16 protein-coding genes are annotated in these 19,418 nt (G+C 57.7%); 6 read left to right on the top strand and 10 right to left on the bottom strand.

All coding sequences use genetic code 11. The annotated features are described in order from the left end of the window. Positions 1-11: 11 nt before the first annotated feature. The 3 genes from H8K11_09805 to H8K11_09815 form a co-directional block, all read right to left on the bottom strand. Positions 12-968: a phosphate ABC transporter substrate-binding protein gene (locus H8K11_09805; protein MCS6264039.1), complete on the bottom strand. Its 957-nt coding sequence runs from the start codon at positions 966-968 to the stop codon at positions 12-14. Between the two features lie 557 nt (positions 969-1,525). After that, positions 1,526-2,230: a response regulator transcription factor gene (locus H8K11_09810; protein MCS6264040.1), complete on the bottom strand. Its 705-nt coding sequence runs from the start codon at positions 2,228-2,230 to the stop codon at positions 1,526-1,528. Between the two features lie 43 nt (positions 2,231-2,273). Beyond that, positions 2,274-2,585: a DUF2934 domain-containing protein gene (locus H8K11_09815; GenBank protein ID MCS6264041.1), complete on the bottom strand. Its 312-nt coding sequence runs from the start codon at positions 2,583-2,585 to the stop codon at positions 2,274-2,276. Between the two features lie 612 nt (positions 2,586-3,197). On the opposite strand from H8K11_09815, the gene H8K11_09820 reads away from it, so the two are divergent. Then, positions 3,198-3,893 carry a response regulator transcription factor gene (locus H8K11_09820; protein ID MCS6264042.1) on the top strand — a complete coding sequence of 232 codons (696 nt, stop codon included), beginning with the start codon at positions 3,198-3,200 and terminating at the stop codon, positions 3,891-3,893. Positions 3,894-4,022: 129 nt separating this feature from the next. Here the strand turns inward: H8K11_09820 and H8K11_09825 are convergent, their stop codons facing one another. Then, complete coding sequence (locus H8K11_09825; GenBank protein ID MCS6264043.1) at positions 4,023-4,262, bottom strand: hypothetical protein; 240 nt, start codon at positions 4,260-4,262, stop codon at positions 4,023-4,025. 162 nt (positions 4,263-4,424) lie between these two features. Continuing rightward, positions 4,425-4,886, bottom strand: coding sequence for a phosphate-starvation-inducible PsiE family protein (locus H8K11_09830; GenBank protein ID MCS6264044.1), 462 nt, complete (start codon positions 4,884-4,886; stop codon positions 4,425-4,427). A gap of 572 nt (positions 4,887-5,458) precedes the next feature. Here H8K11_09830 and H8K11_09835 point away from each other — a divergent pair. From H8K11_09835 to H8K11_09845, 3 genes are all read left to right on the top strand, one after another. Beyond that, entirely contained in the window at positions 5,459-6,616 is a 1,158-nt protein-coding gene (locus tag H8K11_09835) for a PstS family phosphate ABC transporter substrate-binding protein (GenBank protein ID MCS6264045.1), read from the top strand. 115 nt (positions 6,617-6,731) lie between these two features. Then, the gene (locus H8K11_09840) at positions 6,732-7,880 is read left to right on the top strand and encodes a PstS family phosphate ABC transporter substrate-binding protein (GenBank protein ID MCS6264046.1); all 1,149 of its coding nucleotides are present in this window, start codon (positions 6,732-6,734) and stop codon (positions 7,878-7,880) included. A 109-nt stretch (positions 7,881-7,989) separates the two neighbouring features. After that, positions 7,990-8,673, top strand: a complete 684-nt coding sequence (locus H8K11_09845; protein ID MCS6264047.1) for a hypothetical protein — start codon at positions 7,990-7,992, stop codon at positions 8,671-8,673. A gap of 504 nt (positions 8,674-9,177) precedes the next feature. Here the strand turns inward: H8K11_09845 and H8K11_09850 are convergent. Continuing rightward, positions 9,178-10,623: a hypothetical protein gene (locus H8K11_09850; GenBank protein MCS6264048.1), complete on the bottom strand. Its 1,446-nt coding sequence runs from the start codon at positions 10,621-10,623 to the stop codon at positions 9,178-9,180. Between the two features lie 608 nt (positions 10,624-11,231). Here H8K11_09850 and H8K11_09855 point away from each other — a divergent pair. Beyond that, positions 11,232-11,921: a response regulator transcription factor gene (locus tag H8K11_09855; GenBank protein MCS6264049.1), complete on the top strand. Its 690-nt coding sequence runs from the start codon at positions 11,232-11,234 to the stop codon at positions 11,919-11,921. Positions 11,922-12,160: 239 nt separating this feature from the next. Here the strand turns inward: H8K11_09855 and H8K11_09860 are convergent, their stop codons facing one another. The 4 genes from H8K11_09860 to H8K11_09875 all read right to left on the bottom strand — a co-directional run bounded on the left by H8K11_09860 (position 12,161) and on the right by H8K11_09875 (position 17,476). Then, positions 12,161-12,544, bottom strand: a complete 384-nt coding sequence (locus H8K11_09860; GenBank protein MCS6264050.1) for a CBS domain-containing protein — start codon at positions 12,542-12,544, stop codon at positions 12,161-12,163. A 211-nt stretch (positions 12,545-12,755) separates the two neighbouring features. Further along, positions 12,756-13,331, bottom strand: a complete 576-nt coding sequence (locus H8K11_09865) for an OmpA family protein (protein MCS6264051.1) — start codon at positions 13,329-13,331, stop codon at positions 12,756-12,758. A gap of 74 nt (positions 13,332-13,405) precedes the next feature. Further along, on the bottom strand, positions 13,406-17,104 hold the full coding sequence (locus H8K11_09870; GenBank protein MCS6264052.1) for a DUF255 domain-containing protein: 3,699 nt from the start codon (positions 17,102-17,104) through the stop codon (positions 13,406-13,408). A 147-nt stretch (positions 17,105-17,251) separates the two neighbouring features. Further along, entirely contained in the window at positions 17,252-17,476 is a 225-nt protein-coding gene (locus H8K11_09875) for a hypothetical protein (protein ID MCS6264053.1), read from the bottom strand. Between the two features lie 438 nt (positions 17,477-17,914). On the opposite strand from H8K11_09875, the gene H8K11_09880 reads away from it, so the two are divergent. Continuing rightward, positions 17,915-19,357 (top strand): NAD-dependent malic enzyme, encoded by a 1,443-nt coding sequence (locus H8K11_09880; protein MCS6264054.1) that lies wholly within the window; start codon positions 17,915-17,917, stop codon positions 19,355-19,357. The last annotated feature ends 61 nt before the right edge of the window (positions 19,358-19,418 follow it).

Raw genomic sequence — 19,418 nt, forward strand, 5'->3', positions numbered from 1 at the left:
CTCCGTGATCATTACCGGATCTGGCTCAGCTGCTTCTCAGCCAAGGTGGCATCGACCGGGAAGTAGCCATCCCTCAGCACGTCGGATTGCCCCTCCCTGCTGTACACGTAGGCAAGAAACTCTTTCACGATGGGGGAGAGGGGTTTTCCCGGGGCCTGATTCACATAGATGTACAAGTATCGCCAGAGCGGATACGTGCCGTTTCTCGTGTTCGCCTGGGTGGGTTCGATGAGCGGTTGGCCGGGCTTTACCGCCAGCGGAAGCATTTTTACTCCGGACGTGGTATAGCCGATCCCGCTGTAGCCGATGCCGTAACGATCTTCGCTGATCCCTTGCACCACGGAGGCGGAGCCGGGCTGTTCCTTCACCTGATCCTTGAAGTCGCCGTTCTTGAGTGCGTGTTCCTTGAAGAAGCCATAGGTGCCGGAAGCAGAATTGCGGCCATAGAGACTGACAGGCGCAGCGGCCCAGTCTCCGGTCAATCCGAGTTGTCCCCACTTGATCAGTTCGACCGCATGGCCCTGCCTCCGGGATTTGGAAAACAGCGCGTCCACCTCTGTAACCGTGAGTCCCTTGATCGGATTGTCCTTATTGACGAAGAGCGCCAAGGCATCCACCGCGACAGGGTAGGCAGTCGGCGGGTACCCGAACTTCGTTTCGAATGCATCGATCTCGCTCGACTTCATCGTCCGCGACATGGGACCGAGTTGAGCCGTGTTTTCAATGAGCGCAGGCGGCGCCGTGCTGGACCCCTTCCCCTCGACTTGAATTTTCACATTGGGATATTGCTTGCGGAATCCCTCCGCCCACAGCGTGATCAAGTTGTTCAAGGTATCGGAGCCGATGCTGTTGATCGTTCCGGAGACGCCGCTGACCTTACTATAGGACTTGAGCTTGGTATCGACGCTTCCCTGTTCGATGACAGCGACAGGCTCAGCGGCACCGGCTGTCCAAAGATCGGTCGTCATGAACGAACCCAACACTGCGAGCGTCACGCTCATACAGACTCGGCGGGCGGATAAGGACATGTGCGCACTCCTCCACAAAAGTATCTATAAAAGTATGCATCACACTTCGAGTGTGTACACGACAGCATACGGTGATGCGATTTCACCTTGTTCACAGCTGTGTTACCGGCCTGTTAACTCTTCTGACGACATGGGGCTCCGGCTGTTGGTTGCGCTGAGCAGCCGACTGCTGCCATGACTGAGCCCTAGCAGGATGCGGAAAAAGTCCGCCAGCGGCGTTCTCGCATCGCTCAGCGGCTCACCGTACGGCACGAGTACGATTCGCCACTTCGCTCGCTGCGGCCTTGCTGGACGGCCTTTTTGCTCATCCTGCGGCCGATTCTGATACCGACACGCCACGTGAGCTGATCGCGGCGTATTGCGGAACAATCCAGTTTTTCCACAGCCTGCTAGACTAGAAACGCGAGGACTCCAGATTCGCCCGCCGGCGACGCAAGGGAGGCAAAGCCAGGCCTTGACCGGCGCATGGGCTAGTTGTCTCGTCGTCATGCGGCCGCTCAGACGGCCGGTCCGCATCCCGCCAGGCCCTTTTGATGAACCCATCGGAGCAGCTTTAACCGGGTGCTGATGCCAAGTTTGCCGAACAGATTGGTCAGGTGATGACGGACAGTGATGGTGGAGATGTGAAGGCGGTCGGCAATGTCTTTGTTGGACAGACCTTGTCCGACCAACAGGGCAATCTCCTGTTCACGATCGGTCAAGGGAGAATCAAGGCGTTCAGGCAAGGAGGGACTCGCAGGGTCCCGACAGTCGGTCGTTTCTCTGCTATCCGACGAGGTCGGGTCGTTGCGCTCCTGTCGCCGGGACGTTCCGGGGAGCCTGCGGAGGTAGTCGACGGTTGCGAGCAGGACCTCCACCGGTTGAATGTTCAATACAATGCCGTCGATGCCGGACAACAGGAGCCCGCCGGTACCGTGCCTGTATTCCATGGCACTGATGGCGATGATTCTGATCGTCGGAACGGAAATCCGCACCTTCCGCACCAGGTCTGCGATGTCGATTTCTGACTCAAGCACCACAATGAGCGCCCGGGGCTTCTCGCGTGCGACGATCTCCTCCGCGTCCGATGCGTTGATCGCTTCCCCAACCAGCCTGACGTGCGGGTGAGTCGTCAGGACGGCCTGCAGGCCGAGACGGACGAGATCACTCTTGCAGACGGTCGCCAGGGCAATTGAATAATCGGGTGGTTCTCGTTCGCTCACTGGACCCATCATTCCTGCCTGAGGTCTACCGCCTTCTGCCTCGTTACGCATGGGATGAGGCCGAAAGGCGATCGAGGCCACCTTGCCTCGTATCTGCGGCTTGTGAGAGCGTCAACCGTTCGGCCTCCAGCCAATCTTGGCGATCATGCCCGTCCTGCCGTCCCCGGCGCTGATACAGCTCATAGGCCAGTTTCTCAATGCGTATCCTGATCTCCTCGGCCGCTGCCATGCCGCCGGTTGGTTGCGGTTGCCGGTCGCGGACCGGCCGTGGGCGGGCAGACGCCTTCTTGGCCGACTTGGAGGGGCTACCTTTCTGCTTACTGTCTGCGGTTGACTTGATCCGTCGTTGTGCCATCGCTGAATCTCCTGCTTGCATCGAACTGAGCCTTCCCCCTTCCGACAGAAACGCATCGCTCGGACAATACGCACGCATGGGATTGTCGAGATTCTCCCGGAACCGTTCCACGATACGATTGTGAGGACGCCGAGTCGCTCGCCACTCGGGGGCCTCTCTGGGCAAAAGTCTTACCCAGGACCTGCGTTGCGCTCAGGCCAGTCCTCTGGCTGTCCTTACAGAGGGTCGGCTCGCGCGGACTCGTTGTCTTGCGCAAGGTCAGGAGACGCACCTGATCCGGCACTCACGAGGTGAATCGTCATGAACGGACCTAAGACCGTAAGGGTGAGGTTGGTGCCACCTTGCTCCGACGGCAGGGGCGTATGATTATTGCTCCATGAAAACATTGCGCTGTCCTCCGTGTGGGGAGGCCAGCATAGAGGCGCGACATTTCATGAGAGTCACTGTTTCTTTAACATTCGGTTAAGCCGGACCATTTCTGGATAATGTTCATGAAGCCGTATGCGCTGCGGCGAAAGCCGCCAAGACTTTTACTGTCGAAGTAACCTCTTCGCAATGCGGCCTTGAGGAAGGCGAAACAGATCAACCGTAGGGTCTGTTGCTATGGTTTCTATGATCGTCCAGATCATCGAAGACGAGCCGCTCCACGCCGACCTCCTGGACCGCGCGTTGCGCCAGGCCCAATTCGCGACGACGCTTGCCGCGGATGGTGAGAGTGGATGGCGTGACGCGCAGCGACTGCTGCCTTCGTTGATTCTTCTCGACTTGATGCTGCCGGGTCTCAGCGGCCATGAGGTCTGTCGCTTAGTCCGACGCACGCCTTTAACACGCCATATCCCGATCATCATGCTGACGGCCGTCGGAACAGAAGCAGACCGTATTGCCGGCCTTGAAATGGGAGCAGACGACTACGTGGTGAAGCCGTTCAGCCCGCGGGAGGTCGTGTCGCGCGTCCATGCCGTACTGCGCAGAGTCCATGAGACACGTCGTGAGGCCCCTGTTCTGTTTTCCGATACCTCCATCACAATGGAGGGGCCTTACTTCGTCGTGTCCTTGCAGGAACGGCAAATCACCGTTTCGAACACAGAGCTGAGGCTGCTTCAATACCTGTTGACTCGGGATGGGGAATTGGTGCGCGGCGATGAACTGCTGAACCTTCCAGGCGAGGAGCCCGGGAGCATGAACAGAGAGGAACTCGATCACCGTGTTCGCTTTCTTCGACGAAAGCTGGAGAACAGCGGTACGGGATCGATTGAGATTTTTCCGGGGTTTCGTTATCGCTTCCTGGCCCATCCGAGGCCAACCTGACACAACCGGCCGGAATACCGCCTCATTCGGAAAGCTGCGGCACTCAACCACAACTACCCGGCGGGGACAGGCTTCTACTGGAATGCCCTGCCTTGATCAAGGAGACCCTTGATGCTTGTCACGCAGGGATCAGCCGACGCAGGCTAAGACCCTCGCCCTCGACGAAATCCGTTCGATCTCGTACTCAAAGCCTCTTCGAAGCAGAATGATTTCTCCGCGTCGGCTCAGCTCGTCGACGGTCTTAAAGACCTGGTTCCAGCTGAGCTCCGGCAGCAGGGTCACGACCTGCTCCAGCGTCAGGGATTTTCGCAGGCATACGAGATCGAGGATCAGACCTTCGCTGGTGGGGGAAATGGATGGATGCACCATGGCACGCCTCCTTGTTGGGAATCCTTCACTCACCCTTGTCGCAGACCCGGGTAACTGTGGAGTCGGCGATCACGTGCAGACAGTAACATGGGGAAACCGTATGTCTATGCAATCAACGCCGCATCAATTCTGAGTTAACTCGTTCCAGGGATCGCCTCGCCGCTAAATCTCTTCGCGGCCGCAGAACGATCCTCTCCCGGTTCCGTCGCCTTGCGCCGGCGAACAACGCACCGCCACCACCCGAATCGCTCCGAGTGCCAGGAGAATGGCTCCAAGCGAGAGCAGCTTCATATGGTCCGCATCCTTGAACCAGAGAGAAATGATTTCCGTCAACATGACCACGAGGATCGTATCGACGATGAAGGTGACTTTGACGCGACCTTCTGAAAAATAGGTCAGCGTGGTCTTGAACACTTCCACGACCGCGAGAAGGATCAGCGTATCAACAATAATCTGCCGGAGCCCGATCTCCACCGGGGCATGCAGCAACAGTGCGATATCCAGAAAGGTTTTGACGACCCCGCCGGTCAAGGCGATGAGGATCGTCAGAATGAGCAGGCTGAGGACTGCCTTGATCCCTTTCATCCAGAGTTCGGTAAGATCGGTATCGATGGCACGCCCCATGAAATCCGAAAAGCGATGGACTCGGGGTTCTGAATTCATGAATGTCATTCGCAGAATCTCCTTCTTGTCTTCTGAGGGTACGCTTCATATCGGACACGATGCGCTGTTACTCATATTTGATCATGATGGACCACAGGCCAATAAAAAGTCCGACAAGCAAGAGCATGGCGAGATGAAACGCGTCGTTTGAGGATGATGACATCAAGAAATCGGCAGCCGACATAAGCGACCCTCCTGGTTATAAATAAAAATGATACCCATCGAAGCAGACTCTTTCTTGAGTATATGGAGGCGCTGTTCCGGGAAGATCACTGCTTAGTTACAGCGTTGTTACTTCTAAAGCATCACCGTGAGACTCCATGAGGACGCCCTCAAGTGCCCAACCTCACCTGACTCACGATTTACACCTTTGAGCCCGCACGGCCCAAGAGTTAACACCGAGTTAACATCTCGCTAATTGATCAGCAATTCACCGCGAGTACCCTGGAACCAGTTATAGACAACATGTTGTTGTTTTTTCTCAAGAGAGCAATCCAATGAGCGGCAACCATCACTTCATACGGAGGCGTCAGATGACACGACAGCAGCAGACAGGTTCCCAACATCACACAGGCACTCGTTCGGTTTGCACCGCGCTGGCCGCCGTCGCGGCGCTGGCACTATTCGGAGACTATGCGGCAGCAGAACATGCGGGAGGCCCGGAACGGCCCACCGCAGACACCTCTCTGGTTGCGTATGAGCCGGTAAAGGGGATCGAAGGGCGACTGACGATCACGGGTTCAGATACGATGGCGCCGCTCATGGATCGACTGGCCAATGAATTCACGCGGCTGCATGGCTATCCCAAGGTGAATCTCTTTGTGGAACATCCAGGGACCAATCCGGCGATGCGGCAATTCCTCCTGAAATATTCCAATCAGCGTCGCGGCGATAAAGCTCGTACCGGTAACACCGGAGCTGGGTTTCCTGAAATTCTTGCTTCATCTCGCGCCATGACGCCTGAGGAGCGTGCCATCTTCACATCGCAAAACGGTCATGAGGTGATTGAGATTCCGATCGCGATGGATGCCGTCGCACTCTACGTGAGTCAGCAGAATCCCGTTCAGCATTTGACGCTGGTTCAGGCTGATGCGATGTTCGGCAGCGGACGCAAACAAGGCGCCGCCGAGGACCTAAACACCTGGGGCGCTGTGGGCGTGACAGAATGGCCATCCCAACCGATCCACCTCTATGGGCGTACCCGGAACTCTGCAACGCACGATTTCTTTGCGCAAAATGTGTTGAAGGGCGGCGCCTTCAAGCCGCAAATCCAGGAAGTTCCTGGAACGGCAATGGAAATGCTTGCCGTGGCTCGAGACCCGCAGGGAATCGGCTATGCGGGTATCGGGTATGAGAATTCGTTCGTCAGAATGGTTCCGCTAGCGCAGAGCGCGAACAGCCCTGCCGTGGTCCCAACCGCCGAATCGGTGATGAATGGAACCTATCCTCTGAGCAGGACTCTGTATCTGTACATTAATCAAGATCCGACGGAAGCCATTGCGGACCCGCTCCTTCGCGAGTTTCTTAAGTTCGTCAATACTCGTGAAGGACAGCAAGTCGTTGCGGATGCAAAGTTTTATTTGCTCCCGAAGGAACGGATCATGCAAAATCTGACTCTTATCCAGGGGCCGACTACTACCGCCAAGCTCATGGACGCAGGGAAGCGGACCATGACGGTTCTGGCCGAATAGCGAGAAGTCGAATGTTGAACGGCGATCATAGCAGTGCGGCCGTTCCGAGCGTCACCGGCCACACTGATCGTGTACTTCATGAGCAGACATGTTATGTCTGTAAGGAGGAGCGACGATGAGTATCAGTCGCATCAGGAGTATTGGGCCGACATTTGTGCGAGCCACCGTCTGTTCCGTTATCACCGCCACCCTTCTCAGCAGCGGCGGCGCCTGGGCAGAACGTGCCAGCGTGGCAGAGAATCCTACCATCGACGGATCCCTGACCGTCTATGAACCAGTCAACAAACTTGAGGGAAAACTGACGATCACGGGCTCCGACACCATGGCTATGCTGACGGATCAGCTGGCCTTCGAATTCACGCGGATATATGGTTATCCATCGGTCAATATCTTTGTTGAACACCCCGGATCAAACTTCGCGATGCGAGAGTTTCTTGTGGGTTTCTCGAAGCAACGGCGAGGTGATAAGTCCAGGAGCGAAGGACATGAGGCAGCTGCATATGCAGATATTCTGGCCTCGTCACGGGTGATGACGCCGGAGGAACGGGGACATTTCAAGTCGCGATATGGTCATGATGTGCTGGAGATTCCGATCGCGTTGGATGGCGTTGGAATCTACGTGCATGCCGCGAATCCTATCCCGCAGCTTACCCTGCAACAAGTCGACGCCATTTTCAGTTCCAGCCGAAAGTTAGGATGGCCCTCGGACATCACGAGCTGGGATAAGGCCGGTGTCGAAGAATGGTCGTCGCGGGATATCCATCTGTATGGGAGAGATTCAAAATCGGGAACGCGTGAGTTTTTCGTTCAAACCGCCTTAGGCGGCGGCACGTTGCGGTCCGACCTTCACGAACAGCCGGGGTCTGCAATGGAAATTCTGTCCATTGCCCGCGATCCGCAGGCCATTGGATATGCCGGCATCGGCTACCAGGGCTCCTTCGTCAAGGTGGTGCCGATTGCAGCACAAGCCAATGGGCAAGCGGTTCTACCGACTGCGGAAACCGTGACGGATCATCGGTATCCGCTCAGCCGAAAGTTGTATCTCTACGTCAACCATGAACCGGGCAAGAAATTCGAGAACCCGGTGCTCCGCGAGTTTCTTCTGTTCGTCAATAGTCGGCAGGGACAGGAAATCGTGAGCAAGGCCCAATTTTATCCTGTCACCAAAGAACAACTCGCTCAGAACCTGGTCTTGATTCAAGACAAGGCGACTACAGCGGGGTTGGAGTCGAACCACCGGTCTGGCAAGGTCCTTCCTGAATAACGCTCGCCTTCATCAAGCTGTTCAGGTATACGTAGCCACTTCATTGTGGAGGGTCGCGACAATGCGCGTCCCTCCACTCCGTCAGCATCACCGTTCCAAAGGCTTTACTATGATCCAATTTCCTCCAGCATTCAGATGTTTCGTCTTCATACTTGGCCTGAGTGTTTCCGCTTGTACTGCCGGCCCAGCACCCCGGGTTCTCTATAAAGATGCGACTACGGTCGTCCAGGTTCAACATGATGCTCATGCCCAGTCGGGCAACAGCCATCCCGCGACCCTTTCCGTTCAGACTATCAAACAAGTGCTCACGGGACTGCGCGTACAACGGCGTGGAGATATCGTGCTGAGTCTACTGACGGGAGAGGAGGAAGCCGTACCCGCTTTTTCGAACGGAGAGATAGACGATCTCGCACCGAGAATCGGTCAAGCCTTGGCAAATGCCACACCGACGGAACTCGTCGGGTTCTATCGTCGGGTTTCCGATTCCGGTCTTGGACTTGGCGTGACCTCCGGTGGCGCCCTGGTCAGAGACGGGCTCCTGTATGTTGTTCTCGCCAACCATCGGTCGAGGTTTTCCGATGCCATGAGAGAGGGGTTGTCCTATGAGGTAGATCCCGTCCGCGACCCGCTTCTTTCCTTGCGATCCCGTGCATTCAAACTATCCTTTGTCACGGATAGAGCTGTTGCTCATCCAGTCAAACCATGGGATTACATCGACTCCGGAAAAGTTGTGGCCCTGGATATTCAGACGCTGACGAGTCTTTTCGAGACCGCACCGCCGTCCCACCGATAATCATCAGCACCCAAACGCTTCCCTCTTCTCTCCCTGGAAAGAGCATCCCTGCAGCCTCATCCGATTTACCGGGCGGTCATAGACCGGGGGATGCTCCCTGCCTCGTCTCGCCTACGCTGCCCCGTTTTGAGCAGGAGCTTCCTTGCCGCGTTCTGTTAGGCTTCGCGCGGCCTTGCCCTCTGAAATCTCCCCGACGCTCAGCATTGGAGCCGCTACCTACTAATATCCAATAGGGGAGAGGCGATGAGTCCTGCCGGCAAACCAGAAGCAAACTGACGCGCCGCAGTTTACAGGGGCGGGGCACTGTCTCGGTGTCAGTCAGTCGTCGTGGGGAATGCGCCGCTCTCGCCTCACTGTAAGCGGTCCCAGCTCGCAGCGACGGAGAGGGCCGATGATTTCTGGAGAGCCGCAAGGCAGGGGATCAGAGGGTGTCCTGCAGGTCCGGCCATCTGCGGGAGCCAGTATCGAGCAACTATACCGCTCGATACCGGCTCATCGGGCAGGTTAGTTGAAGAAATACTGGATTTGGAACCGAAGCCAATGGCCGTACAATTCATCCTGCGAGCGATTCAACGCAAGAACGGTGGTGTCCAATCTGTCATGAAGTGAGTATTCCGACACGAGTCGGAGGTGCGTATCGGGTTCCCACACCAGACCGAAGTTCCACATCGTATTGTCGGCGGCTGCGCCTTGAAAGTTCTTCATGCCGCCGTGGTAATAGCTATACCGCACATACGGCGTCAATTGGCCTACATCGGAGTAGCGCCAGGTATAGTTGGCCTGGGCATACCCGCCATGGAGTTCCTGTTCTGCGACAAAGCCCTGCGCATTACGCTCTGGTCCGCGACCGACCGTATATTCCCCCTGGAATCCCCAGGGTTGTGGAGGGGTGAAGATATACGCGGTGACACGTTGATCCTGGATTTCACACCCGCCGTGTGTCAGGACTTTAGCGCAACGAGAACCGGATGTACTGGTTGGGGCTCCGACGTTTTGCACATTGTAGATTCCGGTGAAGGCAAGGACACCGGCTTCCAGGAGTCGTCCGTTAGGCAACTCGAACGGGTAGGAGAGTTTGGCGCCGAAATGTTTGTCCCGGTTTCGTTCGATTTGGTTGCGGCCTTGTCCATTGTAGACCATGATGCCGAAGACCCCGTAATCTCCAGGGCCATTGTGGTATGTGGTCATGGTTGCAAACCGTTCTTGAGCGATCTTTGGGCTCCAATAGTACGCGAGACCGAAGTCTCGCTCACCGGGAGCGCCGGTCTGAATGGACTCAGACCGATCCAATTCTTGTCGTTGACTGCTGGACCGATAGGTGTCGAACGAGTTGGGAACTCGTTGCAAACCGGCGCGGATCCGATGTTCCTTATTCTTGGTTATATAATAATCTGCATAGGCGTCGACCATTTCTGCATTGGATGTCTGAAACCCGTTGCCTTCATAGGCACCCTGTAGGAAGAATGAGATGCGATCGGACATTTGGCCTTGAAAAACCATACGAATGCGGCGATAAAAGAAATCGCCGTTGTTATTGTTCGAGAAACTCTCTCCTTGCTGATTGGTCAGATTATTCTGAGATCGCGTGGAGTATCGGAACTGGGCGTACCCATTGACGTTGATGCGCTCGAACCATCGGGGACTGGCGCGAAATTGCCCTTCGGTCAATCGTTCAAATGTGCGCCGTTCCTCCTCGGCCTTCGTGCGGAGCCATTCGTCACGGGAGATGAGGTTTTTCTCTAATAGGAGATCTTCTAAAGGGGTGCTCTGCAAAGGCAACCCTGCCCCCATTCCGGCCGATGGTCTGATGTTGGCATCCGTAGGCGCCACAGGAACTCCCTGTGCGACGTTCATTTCCATACCGGACCGCTGAGTCTCCACGGCAGACAGCTCCTGCGCTGAAGCCTGAATCCACGTGCCGACCACTGTCATCACACACAACGCCGCCACACAACTTCCGCTGCGGAGATTGCCTCTCTGCCATCGAGCCCCTGTACCTCTTGAAACCAGCTTCACATGTTCCTCCTTCCTACGGAATGTTTAAAGAGTATTCCATTCACAACGCGCGGCGAAGTATCGTCCTGAAACATGTCTCCCAATTCAGGAACTTGTAACATCCGTGTAAACTATTGGCAGGTTGTTCTGGATTTCGTCTCCCATTCGTATGATCCATGATGGTTCGCCGCAGCAGCGAGCCGTCGCGCCCTAAGAGGCCCACGACGGCAGGAAGGATGAGAGTCTTCGTAAACGAGTTGTTGAACGGGTGAGTAATGAACGCCTCCGCAGAACCGCTTATCCGCGTCTGCAGCAGGAGCCATCATGCATAATGCGGGCGCTTGAATAAATTGTGCCGTGATCTGTTGGGAAATAGAGTAAATTCTTCAACACAATGCAGCAGACTCTTACGACAAACGCGCAGCCGAGCGTCAGGTTCCTGACCTCTTTAGTTGAGGAAACTACAGGTTGCAGCGAGAAGTAACGCAGCTGTAACGTCCGGGCAATCAATCGACAATAAATGCCTACTAGGATACGAAATCTATGTGTGAAGGCTTAGACATATGACGCGCGCTGCGAACTCCATTCTATTGGTTACCGCCGACACTGCCGCTACCCACAACCTGGAGAAGGTCTTGAAGCCGAATGGCTATAATCTTAACGTGGCGGCAACGGTCACATCCGCACTGAGCGAAATCCGGCGGCACTCTCCGATGCTGATTCTTGTGGATCGAGAAATCCTCGCCAAAGAAGCGGGACATCGAGACCAGTTCCCTCCTGCTATCCCCATCATCGTGCTTCAGCCATTCGACAAGTCATGCGGCCCGGATGATTGCCTCACCGAACTGGAGGATGGATACGACCTTGTGTTTTGTTCCCCTCATTACCGTGAACTACTCGCGCACATCCGGGCGATACTTCGCCGGCACAATATGACGTCGGAATCGCCATCCGTGCTCCGCGTCCAAGGCCTCGCTATGGACACCGCCCGCCATGAGGTGACGGTCGGGGGAGCCCTCGTCGAACTCACACCGAAGGAATTTCGTATTCTCCATCAATTTCTCCTCTCACCGGGTGTCGTGCTGTCGAGGCAAGATCTGCTCAACCGTGTCTGGGGGGAGGACTATGCCCTCGAAGAACATGCGCTGGATGTTCACATTCATTCGTTACGCCAGAAAATCGAAGCAGATCCTGCCAAGCCGATTTTCATCGTCACCATTCGCGGGGTCGGATACAAACTCCAGAGCCCCTGACCATCTTCTTCCGGCTTTCTCCCTTCCCCACACACTACTTATGTTTCCGCGGACCGCTGCCAAGTTCGCCCCGAAGTGAGAGTGAGGGGGTATAGGAAACATTTCCCGGAATGGGCAGAGGGGTGGCGAGTGCATCGTCAGGGCAGGTAACAGAACCAATGATGGGTGAGGAAGAGGAGAGGATCAGCCTGCTCAGACCCGGCAGGCCGTCGATGGACAGGTACCGATGCGGTGGAGAGTTAAAACTCGTCCACCGACACCGGCTGCAACAGATCCCGTACTGAAAGGACCCCCACGATCGCGCCGCTCTTCAGGACACCCAGATGGCGGGTGTGGTGATGTTGCATGAGATCGGCCGCTTCCGTAATCGAACGGCGCTCATCCAAGCTGATGACTGGGCTGCTCATGATCGATTCCACAGGAACAAAATGCACCGGCCTGTTTTCACCCACGACTTTTCGAACGATATCGGACTCGGTCACGATGCCGACTACACGGTCGTTCTGCTCGATAAACACGCTGCCGACGTGGCGCTCGTTCATCACTCTGGCTGCGTCCGCCGCGGAAGTACCGGCCGGCACCGTCACCAGTTTCTTCGTCATGAGATCACTGACTGTCACCATACTGTATCCTCCTTGTTGAATGTGTGTCATCGGCGGCTGTTTCTCACCTTGCCGATGCTCTAACAGGGAGGATATTCCTGCTACGTTCCAGGCGGGTTAGGCTTCCGTAAATTCTATGTTACGAATGGGGTCGACGTAGAATGCGGGAGGAGAGGCGCGGCACAGGCGAGAATCACCCGTGCCGCGCCGTGAGGGAACTGCCGGGGGACGACTACTCTTTCACCACGAAGTGGACGCTGCGGTTCTTCTGCCAGCAGACCGGATTGTGCTGGAGACACAACGGCCGGTCTTTTCCGTAACTAGTGACATCGACCTGGAGCTGATTGATGCCCAACGATTCGAGGTACCGTTTCACGGAGAGAGCTCGCCGTTCCCCCAACACCAGATTGTATTCGGAGGTCCCGACTTCGTCGCAACGGCCTTCCAGCAACACCTTGGTCACCCGGTTGTCTTTCAAGCGCTTGGCATTGGCCTCGACCGCCGTGAGCGCATCGTCCCGCAGGACGTATTGGTCAAAATCAAACAGCACATCCGGGAACGGAATGTTCTGTTCCCCGGTCGCATTCCGCGCGGCCATCTCCACCGATCGTAACGGCACCGGCGCCGGTTCGGGCGGGGCGGGGATTTCCTGCACCGGAGCCGCAGCCACACGCTCCTCCGCGCGGGGTTTCGGTGGAGTCGCCGTCGCTCCTCCGCTGGTTCCCGATTTGCTCGCGCAGCCGTCAAGAAACAGGGGGCCGGCGACGGCAAGCAATCCGAGCAGGACAAACGGGCGCAAACGTATCATGAAAACCTCCGGCGCTAGATGGGTTCGTGGAGTGGACGAGGCACAGAATAATCAAATCGAACGAACAGGGCAAGTTACTTCTTCGCGGCACAGCAATCGTAGACGCGTCGCGAATCCGACAACGGCTCCCACCGTAAGATCTGCAACGCATCGTCCACGTAGGCCGGCGTGCGCATTCCGTTGAGCACGGACGTGACACCCGGTGTACTGGCGAGAATCCACAGCGCCTTCTGCGACAAGGTCGCGTTGCGTCTCTGTTCAGGCAACAGCGGATCGATGGTTCGATGCAGGTCTTCGGCGCGCAGACGGCTGCGTTCACTGGCTTCCCGATGCAACGTTCGCAGGAGCGCGAGAAGCTCCGGTACGTACCGGTCACGCCAGGCTTCCCACTGCTCAGCCACGGTACCCGTAAACGCTTCGGAGAGCGCGCGAAGCACCTGATTCACGTGGGGTGCAATCATCTGCGTTTCAATTTGTTCCCAATGTTCCAGGCCCTGCACCTGCGTGCGGATGCGGTTCAGTTCATCGGCCCATCGGAAAAAGTCTGCGGGAAGCATGCCTTGGCCGCTGTGGGCCACCGCCGGCGCAAGATCCTTTCGATACTCTTCTTCCAACCGGGCAACCTTCTGTCGCTGCGTTTCGAATTCCGCCTCCGGTGCCGGCACCGGCACATCGGCCAATCGTACCACGCCGCCGCGCTGGGCCGGCATGGCGTTCAGCGGACGATTCACGAGCACCGCGACACGTTCCCTGATGGCTTCATCCAGCAAGGTGCTGCCGTTGCCCGGACCCGTATTCTTGATCAGCGCTGCGCCGGCCTCGTGCACATTCATCGGGCACTGCAAGACCGTGAAATGGTGATCGGACGCGCCGACGTTCTTCGCCGCCGCCTGCGCGGCTTCAATCATGCGGGACAACGACGTGGCGCCGGGTTCATCCGGAGAGGCCGTGGACGTGTTGGACGACACCCCGTACCCGCGCAGACGGCCTGCTTCGACCTGCCTTTCGCAATACTCGAATGCCAGTTGCAATCGCGCGTAAAACTCATCGCGCAGCGCGGACAGCTCCCGTTGTTCACCGGCGCCGAGCCGGGTCGCATGAGACAGGAAATACTCCGGGTTGTGGAGCAAACAGACATCCAGCGTCGCCAATCCCAGGCGATCGAGCGACAGCGTCAATTGATCGGCCAGGAAATCCGGATGGATGCAATGCCAGATGTCGTCGCCGTACTTCACCATGTCCGGATAGGGCTTGCCGGATTTCTCCCGCGTCTTGGCCTGGGCCAGATTCTGGCCCTGCACATAACCGATCTTCGACACGACGATGATTTCCTCGCGGGCCACTTCACCGGCACGCATCAATTGCTGGAGGACCGAACCGACCACTTGCTCGCTCTCGCCGTCCATGTAATTCGTCGAGGTGTCGATCAGGTTGCAGCCTGAGCGAATCGCCTTGATCAAGGCTTCTCGATGCTCCGCTTCCCGTTGACCGACCCGGTAGGTGCCGAATCCGAGACGGCTCACCGTCAGCCCTGTCGCCCCGAACGGCCCGAACCCATGGGCCAAGGAGCCGGCCCCGGTGGCATCGTGGATCGTCCTGGCCGCGTAACCGGCCGTGCCCTGAACGGTCGCGGCTCCCGGATACAAATTTCCACTCAAGACCTTCTGCTCGGGCGCAGCCAACGACGGTGCAGCTTTGTGCGACGGATCGACCAGGGCAGGGAGATCCGCGGGGTCGGTGATCGGTTGTCGGCAGGCAAAATTCCGGCAGACATACAACGCCGACTTGCCGCCGACCAGAGCCTTCCCCTGCAAGAGCGGATGGGTCGCTTCGGGCTGCTGCGACTCGCGATAGGCGATGACACGATTCGGAATGTAGGTCCGGCTGACTGCAGCGCGCAACGCGACGGTGTTGAAATCGCCGGATGCCCCGATGACGGCAATTTCTACCGGGCCGCTGGTCAACAAATCGACGACGATCAGACTTTTTGCAAATGCGCGCGGGTAGCGGGCAATCTGGCGTCCATAGGCGCGCACAGCCGCCGCCGCCGCCTGCCGGAAATCCTCCCGCCCGAAGTGATAGGACAATCGGGCCAGCGCCGCTGCCGCCACAGCATTCCCGCTCGGGGTGGCTCCGTCGGGACCTTCACGACTGCGCATGATCAGGGCTTCGTGGCCCGTGGCCGTGGTGAAGAATCCGCCCTGTTGACTGTCGGAGAAATCCGCCAGAATGCGCTCCGCGAGCCGCACCGCCGCAGCCAGGTACCGCTCGTTGCCGCCTGCTTCATAGGTGTCGATCAAACCCTCGGCAAAATAGGCATAGTCTTCGAGGTACGCATCCAGGTGGGCTGTGCCCGCGCGATAGGTCCGCAGAAGTCGTCCATCCGGCTTGGACAGCGTGCTCAGGAGAAACTCGCAGGCGCGTTCGGCGGCAGCCCGATATCGCGGCATGTCGAACACCCGCCCGGCTTCCGCCATGGCGCTGATCATCATCCCGTTCCAGGCCGTGATGACCTTATCGTCGAGTCCGGGCGGAACGCGTTTCGCGCGCGCCGCATAGAGCAACGGCTTCACTCGATCGATGGTCTCTTGTAAGTCCTCGACGGTCACCCCCAGTTCCTTCGCCACCGACGTAATGGACTTGGCCGTATGCAGCACATTCTTGTGCTCCCAGTTGCCGCCCGGTGTGACATCGTAATAGGCACAGATTCGCCGCACATCCTCATCGTTCGAAAGCACCGCGCGAATTTCCTCCGGCGTCCAGACGAAGAATTTGCCCTCCACCCCTTCGGAGTCGGCATCGGTTGCGGAATAGAACCCGCCCTCGGGGGACGTCATTTCCTTCAGAATATAATCGAGGGTCTCACAAGCCACGCGGCGGTAGTTCGGGTCGGCCGTCACCTGAAAGGCCTCGACATAGACGCGAGCCAGCAGAGCGTTGTCGTACAGCATCTTCTCGAAATGGGGCACCAGCCACCGGTCGTCGGTGGAGTACCGCGCGAAGCCGCCGCCGATCTGATCGTAGATGCCGCCGGCCGCCATAGCATCCAGCGTGGTACGGACCATCGTAAGCGTATGCGGATCCTTCGTGCGGTGATAACAATGGAGTAACAGTGAGAGCCCGGTGGCAGGGGGGAATTTCGGAGCGCCGCCGAATCCTCCGAGCTTCGCATCGAAGTCCTCCGCAAACTGAGTCACGGCCATGTCGAGTTCGGCTTCGCCGACCGTGGTCGGGGAAGGGGCGTGACTGCCGTCCTGCAGGCGCGCCGTGAGCGTGGCCGCTTGCGCGACGACGCCCGCATGATCCTTTTCCCAATACTCGGCAATTTTCTTAAGCAGAGTCGGAAAACCAGGACGGCCCCATCGATCCTCAGGCGGAAAATAGGTCCCGGCAAAAAACGGTTTCTGATCGGGAGTGAGGAACACGGTCATCGGCCAGCCACCCTGATTCCGGTTCAATGCCAGCGTGGCTTGCATATAAATTTCGTCGAGATCGGGCCGTTCCTCGCGATCGACTTTGATGCAGACGAAATGCTGATTCATCAGCCGGGCGATCGCCTCGTTCTCAAACGATTCCCGCTCCATGACATGACACCAATGGCAGGAGGAATACCCGATGGAGAGCAGGATCGGTCGCTTCAGCTTCGCCGCCTGGGCCAAGGCCTCCGGACCCCAGGGATACCAATCCACCGGGTTATAGGCATGTTGCAGGAGATAGGGACTGGTTTGCTGTATGAGGCGATTCGGCTCGCGGCCGGCGGTTGTGCTGGTCATGCGCGAACCGTATCACGCACCGATTGAATGGGTCAATGAAGCGGAGGGGAGAAGGAGCGGCAGCCGCGCGAGGCAAAAAAATTGGCCCGCGCCGGCATCCGGAGTCGCGAGCCAATTTAGACTACGAAAGAACGTCGGAAGCGGGGATCAGTGTCCGCCCTTCTTTTCGTCCTTCTTTTTGTCTTCGCCGAACACGGTCTGGGACAGGTGTCCGCCCTTCTTCTCTTCCTTCTTCTTGTCATCGCCGAAGAGGGTCTGGGAGAAGTGGCCGCCCTTCTTCTCTTCCTTCTTCTTGTCGTCGCCGGCAAAAGACGGGGCGGTGAATGCAACGAGAATGGCTGCCGCTACGAATGCAAATAGAGCACGCTTCATGGAAACCCCTCCTTGAAAGGTTGAGAATATAAGTGCCCACCACAAGGGCGCGCCGAGGGTAGCCAACCTGTCAAAAAAAGTCAACGAAACTCTTCACCATCTTGTTTCGCCTACGCAGAAAGCCCGGCAGGGCCAGGGCCACCCCCCTGGAGAACCGCTCCAGCACCCCCTCTGGTTGGATTCGAAACTAATCTGAATTCTCAAGAGGATATGAGTTGAACATCAACGAATGATTGCGCCTTCATCTTCTTCAGACTTGCCCATGGTTCAGGCGTTACCGTCTCTGCGACTCTGCCTGCATCGACGGTCTTTGGCGACAGGTTCTAATCGGTGGGACGCGGCATCCCTGCGCAGCGAACAAGCCCGATGATCCACGCCCGCGCGTGACCCACTGTGATACACTCATGAACAAGGCCACTCACCTCCGGGTCGCAGCCTATGACCACCGATGACATCGGTCCCTATTCCAACTACCGCCTGACCGTCCGCCTCGCACTCCTCAACAAACCGGGTATCTTCGCAAAAGTCGCCGGCCTGCTGGCCGAAGAGGGGGCCAACCTCGGGGCCGTGGATATCGTGTCAGCCAATGCCGAACGCATGATCAGGGACATTACCTTCGACGTGCAGAATGAGGCCCACGGAGAACATGTCCTCGAACGCCTCGAAGCCCTGCCGGAAGTGAATGTGCTCTCGGCATCCGACCGGATTTTCCTCCTCCATCTGGGAGGAAAGATCAGAGTCCAGAGCAAAGTCCCGGTCAATACGCGCAACGTCCTCTCGATGATCTACACTCCCGGCGTCGGACGCGTCTGCCAGGCCATCGCGAAAGACCCCTCGAAAGCCTATGCCTTCACGATCAAGAGCAATAGCGTGGCCGTCGTCACCGACGGGTCTGCGGTACTGGGTTTGGGCAATCTCGGTCCCGCCGCCGCGCTTCCGGTGATGGAAGGCAAGGTCATGTTGTTCAAGGAATTGGCGGGCATCGACGCCTGGCCGATTTGTGTTGCCACCCAGGACCCTGATGAAATCATCCGCATCGTGCGCGGCATCGCCCCCGGTTTCGGCGGCATCAACCTGGAAGACATCAGTGCCCCGCGTTGCTTTGAAATTGAACGCGCACTCAAGACATCCCTCGACATTCCCGTCATGCACGACGATCAACATGGCACGGCCGTTGTCCTCCTGGCTGCGCTCACCAATGCCTTGAAGGTGGTCGGAAAACGGATGGAAGATGTCCGGATCGTCGTGAACGGTCTGGGCGCGGCCGGAACCGCCTGTTGCCGCATTTTGCTTGCCGCCGGGGCATCCCATCTCATCGGGTGCGACAAAGAAGGCATCGTGCTGATGGGTGATGCGGAGGAACTGCGAACCTGCCGCACCGATCTTCACGCCTGCATCCGTCGGGATCAGCCGCGCGGGACGCTCCACGATGCCTTGAAGGGCGCCGACGTGTTCATCGGGCTCTCCGTGGGCAATGTGCTGAACCGGGAGGATCTCGAACGGATGAATCAGGACCGGATCGTCTTCGCGATGGCCAACCCCGATCCGGAGATCGAACCGAAGGTGGGCGATGAGGCCTCACGGATCTTTGCCACCGGACGGTCGGACTTTCCCAACCAGATCAACAACGCCCTGTCGTTTCCCGGAATTTTCCGCGGGGCGCTCGACGTGCAAGCCAGCGAGATCAACGAAGCCATGAAGCTGGCGGCGGCCGAGGCTATTGCCGGTTGTGTGCCGGCCGAAGCCCTGTCGGAGGACTACATCATCCCCAGCGTGTTCGATCGCGACGTGGTGCCGCGCGTCGCGAAGGCAGTGGCCGCGGCTGCACGCGCAACCGGCGTGGCCCGCCGCCGTATCCGGATCGACGACGACCTCCGCTGACCGTGCAACCGTCATCTCCCTCCCGTTTCTTTTCTTGCTTGGCGTAGTCCTCCCACCCCAT

It is taken from the genome of Nitrospira sp. (assembly GCA_024998565.1).
GTDB lineage: Bacteria > Nitrospirota > Nitrospiria > Nitrospirales > Nitrospiraceae > Nitrospira_A.